The following is an 18,203-nucleotide window of genomic DNA, read 5'->3' as shown; positions in this document are numbered from 1 at the left end:
TAAGGCCGTGTACCGGCCGACATGAAGAACATTCAGCGGTCCCTCAGGGGAGCGTTGCTGGCCGGTCCCGTCGCGCTGCTCCTGGCGTGCGGCGACTACGCCACCGATCCCCGCTATCGGACGTTCATGGGTTGCGACTTGCGCGACATCTTCGCGGGCGACGCGCGCGCCGGCACATTGTCGAGCGGCGACTGCCGGGTGCAGGGCGCGTACACCGACATGTACTTCTTCGACCATCGCAACGATCAGGACTTTCTGATCATCGATCTCGAGTCGTTCGATTTCGACGCGTACCTGGCGATCTACGATTGGGACACACGCGAGCTGCTGTACGAGAACGACGACTTCAACGACTTCGATACCGACGCGCGGCTGTCGGGGACCCTGCCGCGGGGCCGGTACGTCATCGCGGCGTCGTCATTCGAGGCGGGAGAGACGGGGCAGTACGTGCTGACGGTTGATTGAGGCGAAAGATGGCATAGAGCATATAGCGTTAAACGATTGGCCCATTTCGGCGTGTAACCCTTGGACTTTACGTAAGGATGGAGAGTTGCAAATACCGAGGCGCTCCATGATTTCAGTGCGCATCTCCTCGTCTATATTGAAACTCCCCCGAACACGCGGATGAACATCGAGTGGCAACACCTGCGGGCAAGGCGCATTTCTATTTGTTTCCGTTCGACATCCATCGTACCAAGGAGGAGTTTCCGCCAATTCCGCTCGTGTTGGATGGCCACCGCGGGACAGTCTACGGTCCGTTTCAGAACCGGAAAACTGAAGTGCCCCCAATCGCGCAGGTTGACCTGTCTAGAGTCCCCCGAAGGCCGTTTACAACCCAACCTCAGGGCGGTCCTTCGGTCACGATCACCCCGCAGGTTCCCGCGGACCGAATTCGCGCAGACGCAGTACGAGTTGACGTCTACGGGGATGAAGTGGCCGGCCGGAACGCGGCCGACGCGTTTGTTGGCCGATTCCTAAGGCTCATTCGCGCTGCCACGAATCAGTGGTGGATCACTCGACCGCACGCCGAATATGAATCCAACCCACGGAACACAATGGATATCAACGGACGCGGCGAGCGAATCCAGACGAATCAGTCGATGGCCTTGTCGATGAGGATCGAAGCGACGATGGGCGTCGAAGACACATTGCTTAGTTCGGAGTTGTTCGCTGCTCTTGCTCGTAACGCCGGGGAGGGTTGCGACTCACCCCTCTCTCTCGACTTATACTTTGATGCAGTTTTTACCTCGATATCCGACCAGCAGGACGAGCTCGCCGTCTTGTTAGTAGCCATGGCGTGTGAGCTCGCGGTTAGGGAAGGCCTCTCGCGAGCTTTGAGCCGGTCCGGAAATCCGCGGCGGCGGGTAATACGACTCATCAGTTCTAGCGACCTGCTTCGAAACCTCCGAGTGGTTGCGCCGCTGCAGTTGCGACGGGACTTTTTTCAAGAGGAACCGGATTCTGGGGAATGGATCACGCGACTCTGGAAGGAACGAGGAAGGCTTGCCCACGGTAACCTGAACCAGCGGGCAGTGGGCTCATCTAAATCTAGCCTCGAGAGAGAACAAGTTGCTGCGGTGCTCGGCGCCGCTAGAACACTTATGAAATGGGCTGACACACTCTCGGCCGCGGACCCTGAAGAAACTTCGTATTCCTTGCATCGCTAGAAAAAACGGGCTCTCGGCACGCCCCCGAACACGTCCTCCAACGCAGCCCTGATCTCATACAGCGTGCAGTACGCGCGCGGGCAATCGAGAATGAGTGGCATCCGATTAGCATCCGTCCGCGCCGCTTCGCACCGACGCGCGGCTGTCGGGAATGCTGCCGCGGGGGAGGTACGTTATCGCGGCGTCGTCGTTCGAGGCGGGTGAGACCGGGCAGTACGTGCTAACCCTGGACTAGCGCCTCAGGAAAACCATCCCGCGGGCCGGTTTATTCGCACGCTTGCGAATCCAGAGCGACGCTCAACTGTCGTACGGCCCCAGGAACCGTTCGCCGTTGAAATGAATGAGATGAGTGGGCGCATCCGCCGCCCATACCTCGGTTTCCCATGCAATGTCGCCGAGGAATTTCTTCAGTGCCTGCCGAGTCATAAACGCCGTCACGAACACGAGCGGCGCTTTTGAAGTGGCAAACAGCTTCTTCAGCTCTGCCCGTCGTTTCGGATTGACGGGACCGTGACTGGTAACTGCCTCCACCAGTACTAACCAGTTCATTTTTTCGAAGTGAACGACCACATCCGGCATCTTCCCGTGGGCCTTGACGGCAACGCCGAGCTCTGCAAGGCGATCGCGATCGAAGTAGCCCCATTTTTTGTCAGCGTCGCCCACGTAGAGTGCGCGGCCACCCGGCGTGAAGCGGGGGCAGAAATCCTCGACGATCTGCCGTATCAGCTCGTTCTGTCCCCCCGGCGATAGTGATATCTCCAGGCCGTCGCGGAGAGTCAGCGGCAAGCGACGCATATCACGCTCTCTAGCATATCTCGCAACAAGGGTGTCCGAGGCTGCTAAATACTTCCGAAGATTCGCGTCCCACCGCGACGTTCCTAAGGTCTTTAGAAGGCGTAGGACAACTGGCGGAACTTGATAACAGTACGCCGGACTATTCGTCGCGCGATCGGGCTTATCTGGATTCGCCACGACAACGCCGGCCGCCTCGAACTGATGAAGCGTGAAACGCCGGATAGTTTCGCGTGTGTTCGGCTTCCAGTGCTTGTCGTAATGTTCAGCCACAAAGCCCATAATCGGCGTCACGCCGCGTACCGGATTCTTTGCTGCCGTCCATTGATCTCCCGATCGCATCCCCAGAAGGGCCAGAAGGGTTAGTGCCGCACGCTCGTTCTGTTGGTCCTTGGGTAGCCCCAGCGCCTTAAGGGCGGCGGACGCTTCCACAAGGCGCGCCTTGATCGCTTTGGACCCACGTTTTCGCGGCTTCTTCACGGCGATGATTACCTCTTCGACTATATCGTCAAGCTGCTCTTGCGTCGTTGACGGAATTGGCATCTGCGTTGCGATGCTGTCCAACTGCGCGGCGCTCGGATACGGCAACTTCCTAAGATCTGTAGCGTTCACCTGCGTGTGGCCGCTGAACTGGCGAAAATAACGATCCGCGATAGTCGAATTTAGAAATGCAGCGAGACCCACTGCCAGCGTCTTGGGAATCCCTCTCCCAGCTCGGTGGAAGTAGTTCACGTGATTCTCGAAAGCTACTCTGTCGCCGGGTACGGAATCCGGTGTCACAACTGCTGCGACCAATCGTCGGTTCTCTTCCTTTGCCGTGAAACGTTTGACGACTACGTAGACACCACCCGGATTCGTCAATTCCGCTGATGCAGGTGACAGCGCCAAGGCATTGGGCTTGTTGGCGCGCGGATGGGGCCACCGAACGGACTGTCCGTATATGTGCCGCGGATAAATGAGAGGAATGCTTTCCGGGCCCAGAACGGAACGCAAGTGCTCACGAGCCCGAAACTCAACTACGCGCCCGGTTGAAACCTCGAGCCCGAGTTGAGCGAGAGAACTCGAGAGCTTTTCAACTACGCGACTCACGGTGGTGTCCCATTCGTCGGGAGTAATGTGGATCACATTGTCTGGATCAGTAGGCTGGATAACTTGGTCGAATGCCACGTTTCGGCGGTGGATTTCTTCTGACGTTCCGCCGGCGCTCCATTCAACCGAAACCTGTGACCTCTGCGGAGTTCCGCGCTCCACGCGGAAGATGACGTTCTCTTGCAGAACGCCATCTTGTCCGAATGCAGCGGATCTGGAATCAAGAACGTGGAGATGAGTCAGGTTGTTTGAGCCAAGGAGGTCTCCTCGAAACGTGCGGAAGTAAGGGCCATTACAGAATGACCGCGGAGTGATTGCCATCAACTCGCCGCGCTCAGCTAGGAGCCTCATGCTGAGGGCGACGAAAGCCGTGTAGAGATTACTTGTCTCAATTCCTGCGCCGCTCAAGAGAGTACGTTCGACGGAGTCACTCCTGATTTTCTTGTACGGCGGATTCAAGAGGGCACAATCGAATGGCACGATCTCCGAGGCGAACAATCCCCCCGACAAGGCCTCGACGGCGGCTGAGACGAAATCCTCGAGTCGGATCGAATATGAAAACCTTATCCCCGCGTCGTTACACGCCCTGTGACACGTTTCGAGGACTCGATTCAGACTTCCCTGGAGGTGCTGGTCGACTTCGAACGCAGTTACATCTATCGCTTCTGGCGCCGTGTCGCCGCGTATCACGTGCGAAACCCAGGCGGCGATCAACATTCCTACGCCGGCGCCGGGGTCCAGCATGCGAAGTTGGGCTCCTCTCTTTTCGCTAAGAGAAGCGAGTACCTCGGCAACCCCGGCCGGCGTGAAGAACTGACCAAGAGTTGCGCGCGCGGACCGCCGCGTCGCCCGCACGATTTCGGCTTGTATGGATTCCGCAACACTGACAGCGTCGTGCGACGCGGTAAATGCGGCCGTAGATGCAAACGTCATAGTCACCTACAATTTACGGCGCGCGCCCCAAGTGTCCGAGCCAAAACGGTGCAATCCATAGCGAAAGAATGCCGATGGATCGGTGAACCCTCAAGAAAGGGTTCGTCTGAGCTGCGGGCCCGCGCATCTCAGGCGCCATCCACATATGTGGCAGCGGCCGCCATTGGCCGGTTTCACATGGACCGAATCTTCGGATGGTTAGAACTTTAGTCGGACCCCTGCGCGGCCCAGCAAAACGAGCTCAGGCTCGCAAAGCTGGAAGAAAGGACAAATCCGGCACTCACTGGGGTCGTCGGTGAGCTGAAAGCCACTCATGGCCTTAGGCCGATTTGTGAGTATATCTACTAACATGTCGCGCATGTCGGCCGCACTGCACTCTATCCTCGTTCGAACGGCGAGTATCTCAGAATCCGTGAACCGGACAACGTCAACCTTCCCGCTTTGAAGGTGAACGAGCTTCGTGGGATAATGGCTGGTTGGATTCGTCAAACTCAACGCCTCGCGGATATAGAGACCGTAAACCGCGAGCTGATCGCTTCCCTCATCCGCAACACCAGTTTTCCAATCGACGATAGTCCATTCGTTATTGGTCAGATACACGAGATCTGGTACGGCGTACACGGTAATGCCGCCAACTTGGAACGTGGATAGCGGTTCAACCATTACTGTTCCTTCTTTCCCAGCCCTGCCTACCTCGTCCCAAATAGCGGACGAAACGAGATTGTCGATACATTTCACGGCCCGAGCCCGAGCCCGTAGGAGCTGATTCTCAAGGACCCCGCGCTTGTAATAGGCTCCGTACGCGACGGGATGGCGTTTTGGACGCGCCTGAAACGACTCTAGGTCTTGGGAGCGCGCATACAACTCGTCTAGGGCTTTCATCGTCGTTTCAATGAGCGAGGCGACCGGTATGGGTCGGCCATCCAGAACCGACGCGACATAATCCTTAGCGCGTTCGTGGACCTCGGTCCCGACCTGAACATCGAATGATGTGAGATTCTTCAGCCGCCATGCCGTTTTGGCTACGTCGCTGGATGTCCGTTCCCACCCGTTCGACGAACCGTAATAGTGCCAGAAATAACGGCGCCGACATCTTTCGAACAGCAATTCTCTACTGCTCGACCAGCTGAACTCCGGATAGTCGCGATGTACGTATGGTGGAGCCGCGTCCGTGGCCCCAGCGGTCACGGTCCGTTGGCCTGCCACTTATAGCACCCCCAGCGCAGACAGGCGAAGCGCGAGCGCTTGACGGCTAACTCCGTATTTGGCCGCAAGTTTCGCCAGTGTATCGTCAAAACCTGCACTCGACGACGCCTTGGACTCGTGCTCTAGGACAACGCTTGACACGTCCTTTAGGAGGAGATCAGCGGGCAGTAACAATTCAGCGGCAAATTGATTCGCTTCGATTTCCTCGTCAACCGTTCCAGTGGCGGACTCCTCATTGCGCATACGTAGCTGGAATGACCCATCGGCATGCGGAGCGGTGTATCCGTGCAGAATGATGTGCGCGATTTCGTGAGCGATTGTGAACCTACGGCGACTTTCCGGGTCATTCGCGTTAACGGCGATTACCCAGCGTCCGCGCTCGGGAAGCGGAATAAGAACACCCGCCACGTTTGGTCCGAGGTCGTCGCGGGACTCTACACTCGCGCCAAGGTTCGCGGCGATGGCATCCAAATCGGTCGGGATTCCCTTTGGAGATTTGCTTAGCACCGATCGCGCTGCAGCACGCGCTTTCCGAATTCGCGCCACCGCTACGCGTCTCGTCCCGTCACTTCGGCAACTAAGCTCACAAGTTGTCTTCGATCGGATTCCGTAATACGTCTCTCATCCGGCGCGACGTGCAACTCCACGCTATCGCTCCAAGGGACAAAAACCGTTTTGGGATCTGGAAGGAGTGCCGCTGGCCGAATTCCCAATACGGCGGCGGCAGCGTACAGAAGTTCCAGGTTGGGCCTCTGTCGCCCAAGCTCGAGATTGCTAACTGAAGACCGGGCCAATTTGAGGCGTCGAGCCAGCTCTTCCTGAGATAGGCCGGCTCGGTGACGCGCCTTTGCCAGTTTTTGGCCGAAAACTCTGAGCAAGGGCTGCGGCTTCGATGAACTCACGTCGGACAGTATACATGGCAAAAGGACTTCGTCAATGCCAAAAATACTGACAAGTAGTACTTGCTTGCGTTATCGCTGGATTAGAGGTACTATTGACGAGTGGCAGCCTTAGTGGGTTCAGACGCGCCAACCGGGCGAGACATCCTTCGCGTGATTGGTGAGGGGCTAGACAATGATGTCTGGCCAGGAGTTGCCTCAGGTGGTCGACTGGTACCCGCTCAGTCGACCGTCGCGAACGTGGCGGGAAGCGCCAAGGAGGTGAGCGCAGATGGCGCCGGACCAGCGAGACGGTCCGAGGGATCCTCAACCCGATCACGGGAAGGGCCCGCCGGACGTTGTACCACCGAAAGACCCAGTTCGCCCGATCAAGCCGCACCGATCTTCAGGCAGCTGAGTGACCGGATGGTGAGGGAGCTCGACGAGGTGGCTTCAGCTTATCCGCAAGCTCGAACTGAGGTCGCCTCGTCGGGCATCTGGCTGACGATCAACGTGAGGCCGATCCCCAGACTCTGGATGTCTGCCACAGTTCTTACGCTGATACCGACGTTTATCCCCGGGAGGATAGCGTCTTGGGCGCGGTGGGATTCCGATGTCCAGTTCGGTCGCTGGATCGGGCCCCGGCACAGCTACTTCGATGGTAGCATATGCGCGTTTGACCAGGCCGACGAGGGGTGGGAGGACCCATCGTTGTTGGACCGCATGGGAGCGATCTCGCTGTGGGTCGCACGGCAAGCGTACGCAGAAGCGTTCGGCCGATGGCCCGGCCCACAAGTAATTCATGAACCAGCAGCGCGCCTGTTCTTTCAGTCGCCATCGGAACTTTGTGCTGGCTGTGGATCCAGGCGTCCATACTCAGGATGCCACCTCTCGGACGATCTAGACGATCCCGCGAACTATCCCGATCGCATTGTCACGGCATTGTGTTTTCGTGCGATCCCCGAAGAGGTCATCCAGCGGCTGAGGCTCCAGTGGGACGCGCGGTCCATGTTCGAAGCTTGGGCACCGTCGATTCGGCGCAGACCGATACCCGCAGGAATCCTTCTCGTCGGCTCACGTCCCGCCTAGAACCGTCGCCAGCTATCCCTTTCTACGGGGAAAGAGCGCTCCAGATAGTCAAAAGAAAACCGGCTCCCGGTACGCCCCGAACACGTCCTCCAACGCCGCTCTGATCTCGTACAGCGTGCAGTACGCCCGCGCGCAGTCGAGAATCAGCGGCATCAGGTTCGCGTCCGTGCGCGCGGCCTCGCGCAGCTCGTTCAGCCTCCGGTCCACCAGCGCCTGATCGCGCTTCGCCCGCATCGCGGCCATGGACTTCCGCTGCTCGGCCTCGGCTTCCTTGCCGATCTTCAGTAGCGGGATCGTCAGCTCGGGCTCGTCCGTAACAAACTCGTTCACGCCCACCACGAGCTTGCGCCGCTGCTCCAGCTCCCACTGCTGCCGCGCGGCGGACTCGGCGATCTTCCGCTGGAGCCAGCCCTTCTCCAGCGCGGCTACCACCCCGCCCTGCTGCTCGATGTCGGCGAAGATGCGCTCCGCTTCCGCTTCGAGATCGGACGTGAGCCGCTCGACGTAGTACGACCCGCCGAGTGGATCGCTCACGTTCGCCGCGCCGGTCTCGAACGCGAGCACCTGCTGCGTGCGCAGCGCGACCTGCACCGCCTCTTCCGTGGGAAGCGCAAGCGTCTCGTCCATCGAGTTGGTGTGCAGCGACTGGGTGCCGCCGAGCACGGCGGCGAGGCCCTGGTACGCGACGCGCACGATGTTGTTCATCGGCTGCTGCGCGGTCAGCGTCACCCCCGCGGTCTGCGAGTGGAAGCGCATGATCCACGAGCGCGGATCCTTCGCGCCGTACCGCTCCTTCATGTGCCGCGCCCAGATCCGACGTGCCGCCCGGAGCTTGGCGATCTCCTCGAAGAAGTCATTGTGGATGTCCCAGAAGAACGACAGCCGCTTGCTGAAGCCGTCCACGTCGAGCCCGCGCGCGATCCCGCGCTCCACGTACGTGAAGCCGTCGGCCAGCGTGAACGCCAGCTCCTGCGCGGCCGTCGCCCCCGCTTCGCGGATGTGGTAGCCGGAGATGGAGATCGTGTTCCACTGCGGCACGTGCTCCTCGGACCACTCGAAACAATCAACGATCAGGCGCAGCGCGGGCTCGATCGGGAAGCACCACGCATGTTGCGCCATGTACTCCTTGAGGATGTCGTTCTGGATCGTCCCCCGGAGTTGCTTGGCGTCTATCCCCTTCTTCTCTGCCGCGGCGATGTAGAAGCAGTACAGGATCACCGCCGGGCCGTTGATCGTCATGGAGACCGACACTTCGTCCAGCGGTATCCCGTCGAACAGCGTCTCCATGTCGGCGAGACTCGAGATCGCGACGCCGCACTTGCCGACCTCGCCGAGCGAGCGCGGGTGATCCGAATCGTAGCCCATCAGCGTCGGGAAGTCGAACGCCACCGACAACCCCGTCTGCCCGTGCGCTAACAGGAACTTGTAGCGCGTGTTGGTCTGCTTCGCCGTGCCGAAGCCGGCGAACTGCCGCATCGTCCACAGCTTGCCGCGGTAACCGGTCGCGTGCGAACCCCGCGTGAATGGGTACACGCCAGGCAGACCGATCTCCGCTGGATCAATGTCCTCGGTGTCGAGCGCGGTGTACACGGGCTCGACGGCCTTCTGCGAGTTGACGAAGCCGATGTCGCGCTTGGCCGCGGCCTCATACTTCCGCCGCCACTCGGCGACTTCCTCGCGCAGGCGCTTCAGCTCGGCGTCGCGCTGGTCCGCCGGCTTCAGCTGCTTGTCGTCGAATCCCTTGATGGCGGTCATTTGCTCGCTCGCTTGTCTCGGTGGGCGATCAGCTCGCCGCTCTTCTCCAGCAGCTCGTCGGCGACCGTGAACGGCGTCGCCGATCCGCTTTCCATCTCCTCCACCCGCCCGTCCAGCCACTGCTGCGTGCCGGAATCACTCCACAAGCGATTGCGCACGCGTTGCTCGACCACGTCGACAACGCGGTCACGAAGGCGGCGACGACGGCGGGTCCGCAACTCACCACTGGCTTCAAGATATGTAAAGTGCGCATCGATGGCGGTGAGGAGCTCGACTACTCCCTCGGCCTTTGTCGCGATGGTGCTCAGCACCGGCGGAAGCCAGGGAAGCTGTTGGCTATTGGCTATTGGCTTTTGGCTAACAGCATCAGTTGCGAGTTGGGCCTTCGCTGCCTGACGTGCCAGGCGGGCCGGATTGATGGCTTTCATGTCCACGCCGTGGTGCGCGGGCATGTTCTTCATCGTCGCGCCGGAGCGGAGGCCGAGCATCAGCTCGATGTCCATGCGGAGGCGGTCGGCGCCGGGGCGGTCGGCCTTGTTCACCACGAAGATGTCGGCGATCTCCATCAGGCCGGCCTTGAGCGTCTGAATCGAATCGCCCGACTCCGGGACGAGCACGACGACGCTGCTGTCGGCGATGCGCGCGATGTCCAGCTCGGACTGCCCGACGCCCACGGTCTCGACGATGATCCGCTCGAAGCCGAACGCGTCGAGCACGTCGGCGACCTCGCGCGTGGCGGCGGCGAGCCCGCCGAGCGAGCCGCGCGTGGCCATCGACCGAATGAACACCCCGGAGTCGAGCGCCACGCTCTCCATGCGCACGCGGTCGCCGAGCAGCGCGCCGCCCGTGAACGGCGAGGTAGGATCCACCGCGACGACTCCCACGCGGTGTCCGGCGTTCCGCAGCTCGCGCACGAGCAGAGTGCCGAGCGTGCTCTTCCCCGCTCCCGGTGGTCCGGTGATCCCGATGCGCCGCGCGCGGCCGAGCTTGGTGTGCAGCCGGCCGAGTATCTCGTCGAAGCCGGCCCGGTGGTTCTCCACGATGCTGACGACGCGCGCGAGCGCGGCCGACTTGCCGGCGTCGAAGTCCGCGAGTAGCTGATCGAACGCCGCCGCGCGCGCCGGCGCGATGCTAGAAGGCATCAGCGAGAATCCTCTCCTGTTTGCGCCACATGTCCGAGCTCACGCGGTCCTCACCGGGCTCATGATCGTAACCGAGAACGTGCAGCGTCCCGTGGACGATGACTCGCGCGAGCTCTTCACGCATGCCGGCCCCGTAATGGGCCGCATTTTTCCGCACGATGTCCGGACAGATGTAAATGTCGCCCAGGACGGAATGTTCGAAGGGGCTGGCCGCAGAACCGGACGCGTGTCCCCGAAGGGCGCGTCTTAGGCCGAAGGCCGTAGCGCCCGCAGGGGATACACGTCCGGTGTCGCGGCCAGCCCCGGGCGCGGCGCCTGGCGCGTCGCCGAGCGCGAACGAGATCACATCGGTTGGCCCCGCGTGATCGAGGTGCTCGCGGTTGAGCTTCGCGATCTCGCGGCTGGAGACGAAAGCGACCGAGATCATCGCCTCCTTCACGCGTTCGGCGAGCAGCGTCCGGCGGACCAGGTCGCGCACGCGGTCGGCCGACAGCGGGATGCGCTGGCCGCCGAGCGAGACGTCGACAGCGAGCCGCGACGGGGGCGTGTCAACCGCCCGAGTCGTCGGCGTACGCCTTGATGATCTCGCGCACGAGCCGGTGGCGCACCACGTCCGCGTCGTCGAGGTAATGGAAGCCGATCCCCTCGATGCCCGGCAGGATGCGCTCGACCTGGAGCAGTCCCGATTCCTCCCGCCGCTGCAAGTCTATCTGCGTCTTGTCGCCGGTGATCACCGTCTTGGAGTTCACGCCGAGCCGCGTGAGGAACATCTTCATCTGGGCGTTGGTGGCGTTCTGCGCTTCGTCCAGGATCACGAACGCGTCGGACAGGGTGCGGCCGCGCATGTACGCCAGCGGCGCGATCTCGATCGTCCGCGTCTCGAGCGCCTTCACCACGCGCTCCTGCGGCATCATGTCCTCGAGCGCGTCGTACAGCGGGCGCAGGTACGGATCGACTTTCGCCTGCATGTCGCCCGGGAGGAAGCCGAGTGATTCGCCCGCTTCGACGGCGGGACGCGCGAGCACGATCCGGCGCACCCGCTTCTTGCTGAGCGCGTCCACGGCGGCGGCCACCGCGAGATAAGTCTTGCCGGTACCGGCCGGGCCGATCCCGATCACGATATCGTTGTCCATGATCAGCCGCAGGTACTCGTTCTGCCCGCGCGTCTTGGGGCGGATGACCTTGCGGATGCCGGGGAGCACGATCCGCGTCTCGCCGTCGTCCAGGCCGGAGCCGTTCCCGCCGGTGTCCGACACGTCCTCCAAGGTCATCCGCAGCACGTCGTCGGCGGTCAACGGCACGCGCTGCTTGGCCGCGTCGATCATGCGCTGCGCGATCGGCGTAGCGCGCTCCACTGATTCGTTCGACCCGCTCACGGTGAGCGTGTCGCCGCGCAGCGCGACCTTGGCACCGCTCTGCTTCTGCAGCTCGATCAGGTTCTCGTCGTTGACGCCCGCGAGCGTCAGCATGTCCGCGCCTTCGGTGGAGAGCTTGTTGGTCTGGAAATCGTCAGGCATTAAATGAGCTGTTGGCTATTGGCTGTTGGCTATTGGCTGTTGGCTATTGGCTTACTGATCAGTGATCACTTTTCCTGATGTGCAGCTCCTGCAAATCTGCGTCCGCTACGGGGGACGGGGCGCCCTCGAACAACGCTCTTGCGGCGGTGGTTTTCGGGAAGGCGATTACATCTCTTAGCGATTGGGCGCCGGCGAGCATCATGGCGATGCGGTCGAAGCCGAAGGCGATGCCGCCGTGAGGGGGGGCGCCGGAGCGGAGAGCTTCGAGCAGGAAGCCGAAGCGGGCCTGCGCATCCGCCTCGCTGATTCCCAGCGCGGTGAAGACGCGCGACTGAATGCGGGGGTCGCTGATTCTCATGCTCCCGCCGCCCAGCTCGGTGCCGTTGAGCACGAGATCGTAGGCGAGGGCGCGGACGTGCTCGGGATCGCTCTCCACCTTGGCGAGATCGTCCGGGTGTGGCGACGTGAAGGGATGATGCACCGAGCCGAGCGCGCCCGTGGCGGCGTCACGGCTGAACAGCGGGAAGTCGGTGACCCACACGAACGCGTTGGAGCCGTTGCCGAGTCCGAGGCGGCTTGCGATCTCCTGCCGCACGCGGTCGAGCGCGGGGTTCGCGGTCGCGTCGGGCGCGGCCGCCAGCAGGCACAGGTCCCCTTCCTCGATCGCAAGCTTGTCCGCGGCGCCCTCCGGCAGGTGCTTGGCCAGCGGTCCGTCGAGCGCGCCGCTCACGCGCTTCGTGCGCAGCAATCCCGCGACGCCCGCCGATTTCGCGATGGTCTCCAGCTCGTCCACCTGCTTGCGCGAGAACGACGCGCCACCGGGGACGCGCAGCCCGCGCACGCGTCCGCCCGCTTCGATCGCCGACCGCGTGATACCGAAATCGGCGTTGCGCACGATGTCCGTCGCGTCGAAGATCTTCAGCCCGTACCGCAGGTCGGGACGGTCGGTGCCGTAATTCTCCACCGCGTCCGCGTACGTCATCCGGTCGAATCTCTCCGGCACCCTCAACCCGGCGACCCGGAACAGCGCCGCGATTAGCCCTTCCGTCAGCTGGTAAATGTCTTCCGGCGCGATGAACGACGCCTCGATGTCGATCTGCGTGAACTCCGGCTGCCGGTCGGCCCGCAGGTCCTCGTCGCGGAAGCACCGCGCGATCTGGAAGTACCGGTCGAAGCCGGATACCATCAGCAGCTGCTTGTAGATCTGCGGCGACTGCGGCAGCGCGTAGAACTCGCCCTTGTGCACCCGGCTCGGCACGAGGTAATCGCGCGCGCCTTCCGGCGTGGGCTTCGTGAGGATCGGCGTCTCGATCTCGAGGAAGCCGTGCTCGTCGAGATATCTGCGCGTCGCCTGCTGCAGCTCGTGGCGCAGGATCATGTTGTCGCGCAGCTCCGCCCGGCGCAGGTCGAGATGCCGGTAGCGCAGCCGAAGCTCCTCCGACGCGAGCTTCTCGCCCTTGCCCAGCGAGACCGGAATCGCGGGAGTCTCCGCGGGCCCGACGACGCTGATCTTTGCCGCGCGGACTTCCACCTCTCCGGTCGCCATCTCCGGGTTGCGCCCTTCCGGCGGACGCAGCGCGATCTCGCCCTCGAGCAGCACGACGCTCTCGACGCCCGCGCCCGCGGCCGCGGCGATCGCTTCGGGAGACGCCCAGCGGGGGTCGAACGAGACCTGGATCAGCCCCGAGCGGTCGCGGAGATCCAGAAAAAGGAGTCCGCCGAGGTCGCGGGTGCGATGGATCCAGCCGCCGAGTCGGACGCGGGTGCCGGCGTCCGCAGCACGGAAACCGCCGCACATGTGCGACCGAAGCGCTGTGCTCCGGGTGCCCGGCTGGGCCGGAGGGGTCTGGGCGGTCAATTCGACCGGACTGAGAACGTCATCAGGATGAGTTAAATTTAAGGCCTACAACGCTTTATTGTGAATACTTAAAGATGAATCAGAAGGAAAATCTCCTCAACCTCACCCCCTCCGAGGCGGCCGAGCGTCTGCGCTTGTTTGCCGTCGAGATGGGGCAGCCCGCGTACCGCGCGTCGCAGGTGGCCAGGCATCTCTGGCAGGTGCCGCTCCCGGGGTTCGAGGCGATGACGAACATACCCCTCGCCTTCCGCCAGCAGCTGGCCGCGCGCTTCGACGTCCCGCGGCTCGAGCTCGCCACGCGCCAGCTCTCCGCGGACAGCACGCAGAAATTTCTCTTCCGGCTCGCCGACGGCGAGATGATCGAGACCGTCGCGATCCCCGAGGACAACCGGCTGACGCTGTGCATCTCCTCGCAGGCCGGGTGCGCGCTCAAGTGCTCCTTCTGCGCGACCGGGGCGATGGGCTTCGCGCGCAACCTCGAGACGTTCGAGATCGCGGGCCAGGTGCGGGAGCTGGCGCTGCTCGACCCGCCGCTGCGCGCGACCAACATCGTGTTCATGGGGATGGGCGAGCCGATGCTGAACTGGAAGGCCGTGGATCCGACGCTCACGATCCTGAACGCGCCCGACGGGATCGGGATCGGAGCACGGCACATCACGGTCTCCACTGTCGGCGTGCTCCCCGGGATCGTCGCGCTGAGCGAGCGCCCCGAGCAGTTCCGGCTCGCGCTCTCGATTCATGCGCCGACCGACGAGCTGCGGCAATCGCTCATGCCGATCAACACGAAGTATCCGCTGGCCGAAGTCATCGAAGCCGCCAGGAAATTCGACCGGCGCGTCACGTTCGAGTACGTCATGCTCGGCGGCGTCAACGATTCGCCCGAGCACGCGCGCCAGCTCGGCGAGCTCGCGCTCGAGTGCAAGGCGTTCGTGAACCTGATTCCGCTGCATCCGGGCGGAGCCGGCGAGTTCAGGCCGACGTCCGCGCGCGACATCTCGATCTTCGCGCGCAGGCTGCGCGGGATGCGAATTCAAACGGCGATCAGAAAGAGTCGCGGGATGGACATCGCCGCCGCATGCGGCCAGCTACGGGTAGAACGGCAGCGCCGGCGGGCGCCAGTCGCCGCCGACAAGGACCGTCACGTCCAGGTAGCGTGAGGAATCCGGGCGGCTCTCCGCTCTCGCTTTCATCGCCGTAGCGACGAGCGCGGCCCAGTCGCCGTGGCCCGAGCGGTCGAGCACGAGCGTCGAGTCGCGGCGCTCCGACGCGTTGCCAAACGACACGACGTCGAACCCGCGGTCCCGCAAATAGAGCGTCGCCTGCCGGGCGAGACCGCGCGTGGCGGTGGCATTCTGCACCTCGACCTTGATGCGCACTCCCGCGGGCGCGACGACGTTGTACGCCTCGTCGTCGAAGCTTCCCGGCGCGCCGGCCGCAGGCGCCACGGCGCCCCGGTAGTAATTCCACCCAAACCACCCACCCGCCGCCAGCAACAGCAGAAGCAGCACCCACCGCCCGATCTTTCGCCGGGGCCTCGGCGCCCCGAACTCTTCGAATTGTCCGGGATCCGTCACCGCTCAGCCAACAGCCAATAGCCAACAGCCAATAGCTGAGTCTTCACCTCAGCTCGTTCCACAGCGCCACGGTTTCCGGATAGATGTAATCCCCTTCGCGAATCGACCACTCCAGCCGGAAGCGCACCACCTGGCGGAACACGCCTTCGAAAGCGTGCGGCACCTGGCTGGCGAGAAACTCACGGTCCTCGTGCAGAAACTTGCGGCCGGGCTCGAGGTAGTCCGCCATGTACAGCGCCTTTCCGGTCGAATCCCAGTTGGGCGAGCCCATCGTGTGATAGCGGATGGCGTCCAGCAGGCTGGACCGCTTCTCCCCTTCCTGCGCGAGACGTACCGCGGCCGCGGGCCCGTGCAGCAGCCCCACCGGCGAGCTCTTGTCGCCGGTGAGCCGGCGCAGCTCCTCCTCCGGAGCTTCCCGCAGCGCGTCGTGCAGCCGACCCGCGTCTATCCACTCGTTCGCCTTGGCCGGATCCAGGCGCATCCCGGCCGCCCAGGCCGACAGCAGCGCGGTGACGCGCGCGATGTGCGCGCGCCGCTTCGGCCCGACTTGCGCCCACGACGGCAGCTCCACGTACGGCGAGGTGAATGAATCCGAATCAGTCAGGGTTTCTTTCACGGTTCCAGAAGCTCGTTGTCTATGAGTCGCGTGCCGCCGACGCGTACGGCGGCGATCGCCGCGGCGCGCGTGTCCACGTTCTTGACGCGCTTGAAGGTGCGAGGGTCAACTACGGCGAGATAGTCCAGCTCGATCCCCGGTTCCGCCGCCAGAACCTCCTCGGCGACGCGCTCCAGCTCGGCGCCGCTCTGCACGCCGGACTTGTGCGCCGCGCAGATCTTCATGAGCGCGCGCGGCAGCGCCCGCGCCGCAGCCCGCTCCGTCGGGCTGAGGAACTGGTTCCGGCTCGACAGCGCGAGCCCGTCGGCGTCGCGCACCGTCGGCTCGATGATCACCTCCAGCGAAAAGTCGAGCTCGCGCGCCAGCGCCTGGACGAGACACGCCTGCTGGAGGTCCTTCTGCCCGAACACCGCGAAGTCCGGCTGCACGATATTAAACAGCTTCGCGACCACGGTGAGCACGCCGGTGAAGTGGCCGGGGCGTGACGCGCCCTCCCACTCCTTGCCGAGCCTGATCGCGTGCACCTCGATCGTGCGCTCGCGCCGGTAGATCTCGTCCACCGACGGCGCGAACACGAGCGATGTGCCCCGCTCGACCGCGCGCCGAGTGTCGCTCTCGAGATCGCGCGGGTAGCGGGCGAGATCCTCGTTCGGCCCGAACTGCAGCGGGTTCACGAAGATGCTCATCACCACGTAGCCGCCGACGCGGAGTGCGGCATCCACGAGGCTCAGATGGCCCTCGTGCAGCGCTCCCATCGTGGGAACGAACGAGATCGTCTCCCCGCGGGCGCGCGCCCCCGCGACCGCCGCGCGAACGTCGGCGATCGTCGTCACGACGTTCATGTCAGAAGCTGTGCTCTGAGCCGGGATACTTGCCGCCGCGGACGTCGCTCGCGAAGCGCTCGACGGCGCTGCGGACGTCCGTTGCCAGCTCGGCGTACCGCTTGAGAAACTTGGGCGCGAACCGGTCGTTGAGGCCGAGCAGGTCGGGGAGCACCAGCACCTGGCCGTCGCAGCCCGCGCCGGCCCCGATGCCGATCGTGGGGACCGCCACGGCCTCGGTTATCCGCGCCGCGAGCTCGGCCGGGACCAGCTCGAGCACGATGGAGAACGCGCCGGCGTCCTCGAGCCGCCGGGCCTCGTCCATCATCCGCGACGCGTCTTCCGCGCCCCGCCCCTGCACGCGCGCCCCGCCGAGCGTGTGCACCGACTGCGGGGTGAAGCCGATGTGACCGACGACGGGAATGCCGGCGCCAACCACGCGCCGCACGGTCTCGGCCATCTCCTCGCCCGCGCCCTCCATCTTCACCGCGCTCGCGCCCGTCTGCTGCAGCACGCGGCCGCAGCTCATGATGGCCTGCTCGACGCTCGCCTGGTACGTGAGGAACGGCATGTCCACGAACAGCAGCGCGCGCTTCACGCCGCGCCGCACCATGGTCGCGTGGTAGATCATCTGGTCGAGCGTCACCGGGAGCGTGGTGTCCAGGCCGGCGATCACGTTGCCGAGCGAATCGCCGACGAGGACCGCGTCCACGCCGGCTTCGTCCACGAGACGGCCGAAGAGCGCGTCGTAGGCGGTGACCATGACGATCTTCTCCCCCTTTTCCTTGCGTTGCACGTACTCGCGGATCGACAGCGCGCGCACGGCGTCCCCCGTTCCGCTGCTCACAGCCGCTCCTCGATCTGCGCGATCTGGCGCCGCCAGAAGTCGCGCTCCGGCAGGCCCGGGTGCGGCAGCGTCAGCTGCGCCGTGGCAACAGTGGCGTTGCCGCACGCGACGATGTCGACGTCGAGCGTGCGCGGCGCCCACCGCTCGCCCCGCGTGCGGCCGTTCGCCCTCTCGATGCCCTGCAGCTCGCTCAGCAGCTGCATCGGCTCCAGCGCGGTTTTCACGGCGAGCATCTGATTCAGATACTTCTCCTGTTGGAGTCCACCGAGCGGCTCGGTTTCCTCGACGTCCGAGGCGGCGACAATGAATGTATCCGGCAGGGCGGCGATTGCACTGCGAGCGGCGCTGAGGTGTTTGTGGCGGTCCCCAACATTTGATCCGAGGGCAATAAAAACCAGGTCCATAAGCTGGTGACTAGT

The 18,203-nt window shown here is 63.5% G+C and carries 15 protein-coding genes; 2 read left to right on the top strand and 13 right to left on the bottom strand.

Annotated elements, in window-relative coordinates:
- The first annotated feature begins 21 nt into the window (after positions 1 to 21).
- Positions 22 to 465, top strand: a complete 444-nt coding sequence (locus WEA80_10210; protein ID MEX1186950.1) for a hypothetical protein — start codon at positions 22 to 24, stop codon at positions 463 to 465.
- Positions 466 to 1,964: 1,499 nt separating this feature from the next.
- On the opposite strand, the gene WEA80_10205 is transcribed toward WEA80_10210, so the two are convergent.
- From WEA80_10205 to aspS, 8 genes are all read right to left on the bottom strand, one after another.
- Complete coding sequence (locus tag WEA80_10205; GenBank protein MEX1186949.1) at positions 1,965 to 4,481, bottom strand: BsuBI/PstI family type II restriction endonuclease; 2,517 nt, start codon at positions 4,479 to 4,481, stop codon at positions 1,965 to 1,967.
- A gap of 198 nt (positions 4,482 to 4,679) precedes the next feature.
- Positions 4,680 to 5,669, bottom strand: coding sequence for a PD-(D/E)XK nuclease family protein (locus tag WEA80_10200; GenBank protein MEX1186948.1), 990 nt, complete (start codon positions 5,667 to 5,669; stop codon positions 4,680 to 4,682).
- 18 nt (positions 5,670 to 5,687) lie between these two features.
- Positions 5,688 to 6,194 (bottom strand): ImmA/IrrE family metallo-endopeptidase, encoded by a 507-nt coding sequence (locus tag WEA80_10195; protein ID MEX1186947.1) that lies wholly within the window; start codon positions 6,192 to 6,194, stop codon positions 5,688 to 5,690.
- A 1,508-nt stretch (positions 6,195 to 7,702) separates the two neighbouring features.
- Complete coding sequence (locus WEA80_10190; protein MEX1186946.1) at positions 7,703 to 9,409, bottom strand: methylmalonyl-CoA mutase family protein; 1,707 nt, start codon at positions 9,407 to 9,409, stop codon at positions 7,703 to 7,705.
- Positions 9,406 to 10,551: a methylmalonyl Co-A mutase-associated GTPase MeaB gene (gene meaB, locus WEA80_10185; protein MEX1186945.1), complete on the bottom strand. Its 1,146-nt coding sequence runs from the start codon at positions 10,549 to 10,551 to the stop codon at positions 9,406 to 9,408. Before meaB ends, WEA80_10190 begins: the two co-directional genes overlap by 4 nt.
- Entirely contained in the window at positions 10,541 to 11,029 is a 489-nt protein-coding gene (ybeY, locus tag WEA80_10180; protein ID MEX1186944.1) for an rRNA maturation RNase YbeY, read from the bottom strand. Before ybeY ends, meaB begins: the two co-directional genes overlap by 11 nt.
- A gap of 70 nt (positions 11,030 to 11,099) precedes the next feature.
- The gene (locus WEA80_10175; GenBank protein ID MEX1186943.1) at positions 11,100 to 12,068 is read right to left on the bottom strand and encodes a PhoH family protein; all 969 of its coding nucleotides are present in this window, start codon (positions 12,066 to 12,068) and stop codon (positions 11,100 to 11,102) included.
- A 58-nt stretch (positions 12,069 to 12,126) separates the two neighbouring features.
- Entirely contained in the window at positions 12,127 to 13,926 is a 1,800-nt protein-coding gene (aspS, locus tag WEA80_10170) for an aspartate--tRNA ligase (GenBank protein ID MEX1186942.1), read from the bottom strand.
- 74 nt (positions 13,927 to 14,000) lie between these two features.
- Between aspS and rlmN the strand changes: the two genes are divergently transcribed.
- Positions 14,001 to 15,083 (top strand): 23S rRNA (adenine(2503)-C(2))-methyltransferase RlmN, encoded by a 1,083-nt coding sequence (rlmN, locus tag WEA80_10165; protein ID MEX1186941.1) that lies wholly within the window; start codon positions 14,001 to 14,003, stop codon positions 15,081 to 15,083.
- On the opposite strand, the gene WEA80_10160 is transcribed toward rlmN, so the two are convergent.
- The 5 genes from WEA80_10160 to folK form a co-directional block, all read right to left on the bottom strand.
- The gene (locus WEA80_10160) at positions 15,012 to 15,434 is read right to left on the bottom strand and encodes a LytR C-terminal domain-containing protein (protein ID MEX1186940.1); all 423 of its coding nucleotides are present in this window, start codon (positions 15,432 to 15,434) and stop codon (positions 15,012 to 15,014) included. The two genes, rlmN and WEA80_10160, sit on opposite strands and share 72 nt — an antisense overlap.
- A gap of 109 nt (positions 15,435 to 15,543) precedes the next feature.
- Complete coding sequence (locus tag WEA80_10155) at positions 15,544 to 16,116, bottom strand: hypothetical protein (GenBank protein ID MEX1186939.1); 573 nt, start codon at positions 16,114 to 16,116, stop codon at positions 15,544 to 15,546.
- Entirely contained in the window at positions 16,113 to 16,958 is an 846-nt protein-coding gene (gene panC, locus WEA80_10150; protein MEX1186938.1) for a pantoate--beta-alanine ligase, read from the bottom strand. The genes WEA80_10155 and panC overlap by 4 nt, the downstream gene beginning before the upstream one ends.
- A gap of 1 nt (position 16,959) precedes the next feature.
- Positions 16,960 to 17,784, bottom strand: coding sequence for a 3-methyl-2-oxobutanoate hydroxymethyltransferase (gene panB / locus WEA80_10145; protein ID MEX1186937.1), 825 nt, complete (start codon positions 17,782 to 17,784; stop codon positions 16,960 to 16,962).
- Positions 17,781 to 18,188, bottom strand: coding sequence for a 2-amino-4-hydroxy-6-hydroxymethyldihydropteridine diphosphokinase (folK, locus tag WEA80_10140; GenBank protein MEX1186936.1), 408 nt, complete (start codon positions 18,186 to 18,188; stop codon positions 17,781 to 17,783). The genes panB and folK overlap by 4 nt, the downstream gene beginning before the upstream one ends.
- Positions 18,189 to 18,203 lie beyond the last annotated feature (15 nt).

This window comes from Gemmatimonadaceae bacterium, from assembly GCA_040882285.1.
Taxonomy (GTDB): domain Bacteria; phylum Gemmatimonadota; class Gemmatimonadetes; order Gemmatimonadales; family Gemmatimonadaceae; genus JACDCY01.
The sequence above is the reverse complement of the archived record's forward strand: the minus strand, read 5'-3'. Positions and strand labels throughout refer to the sequence as shown.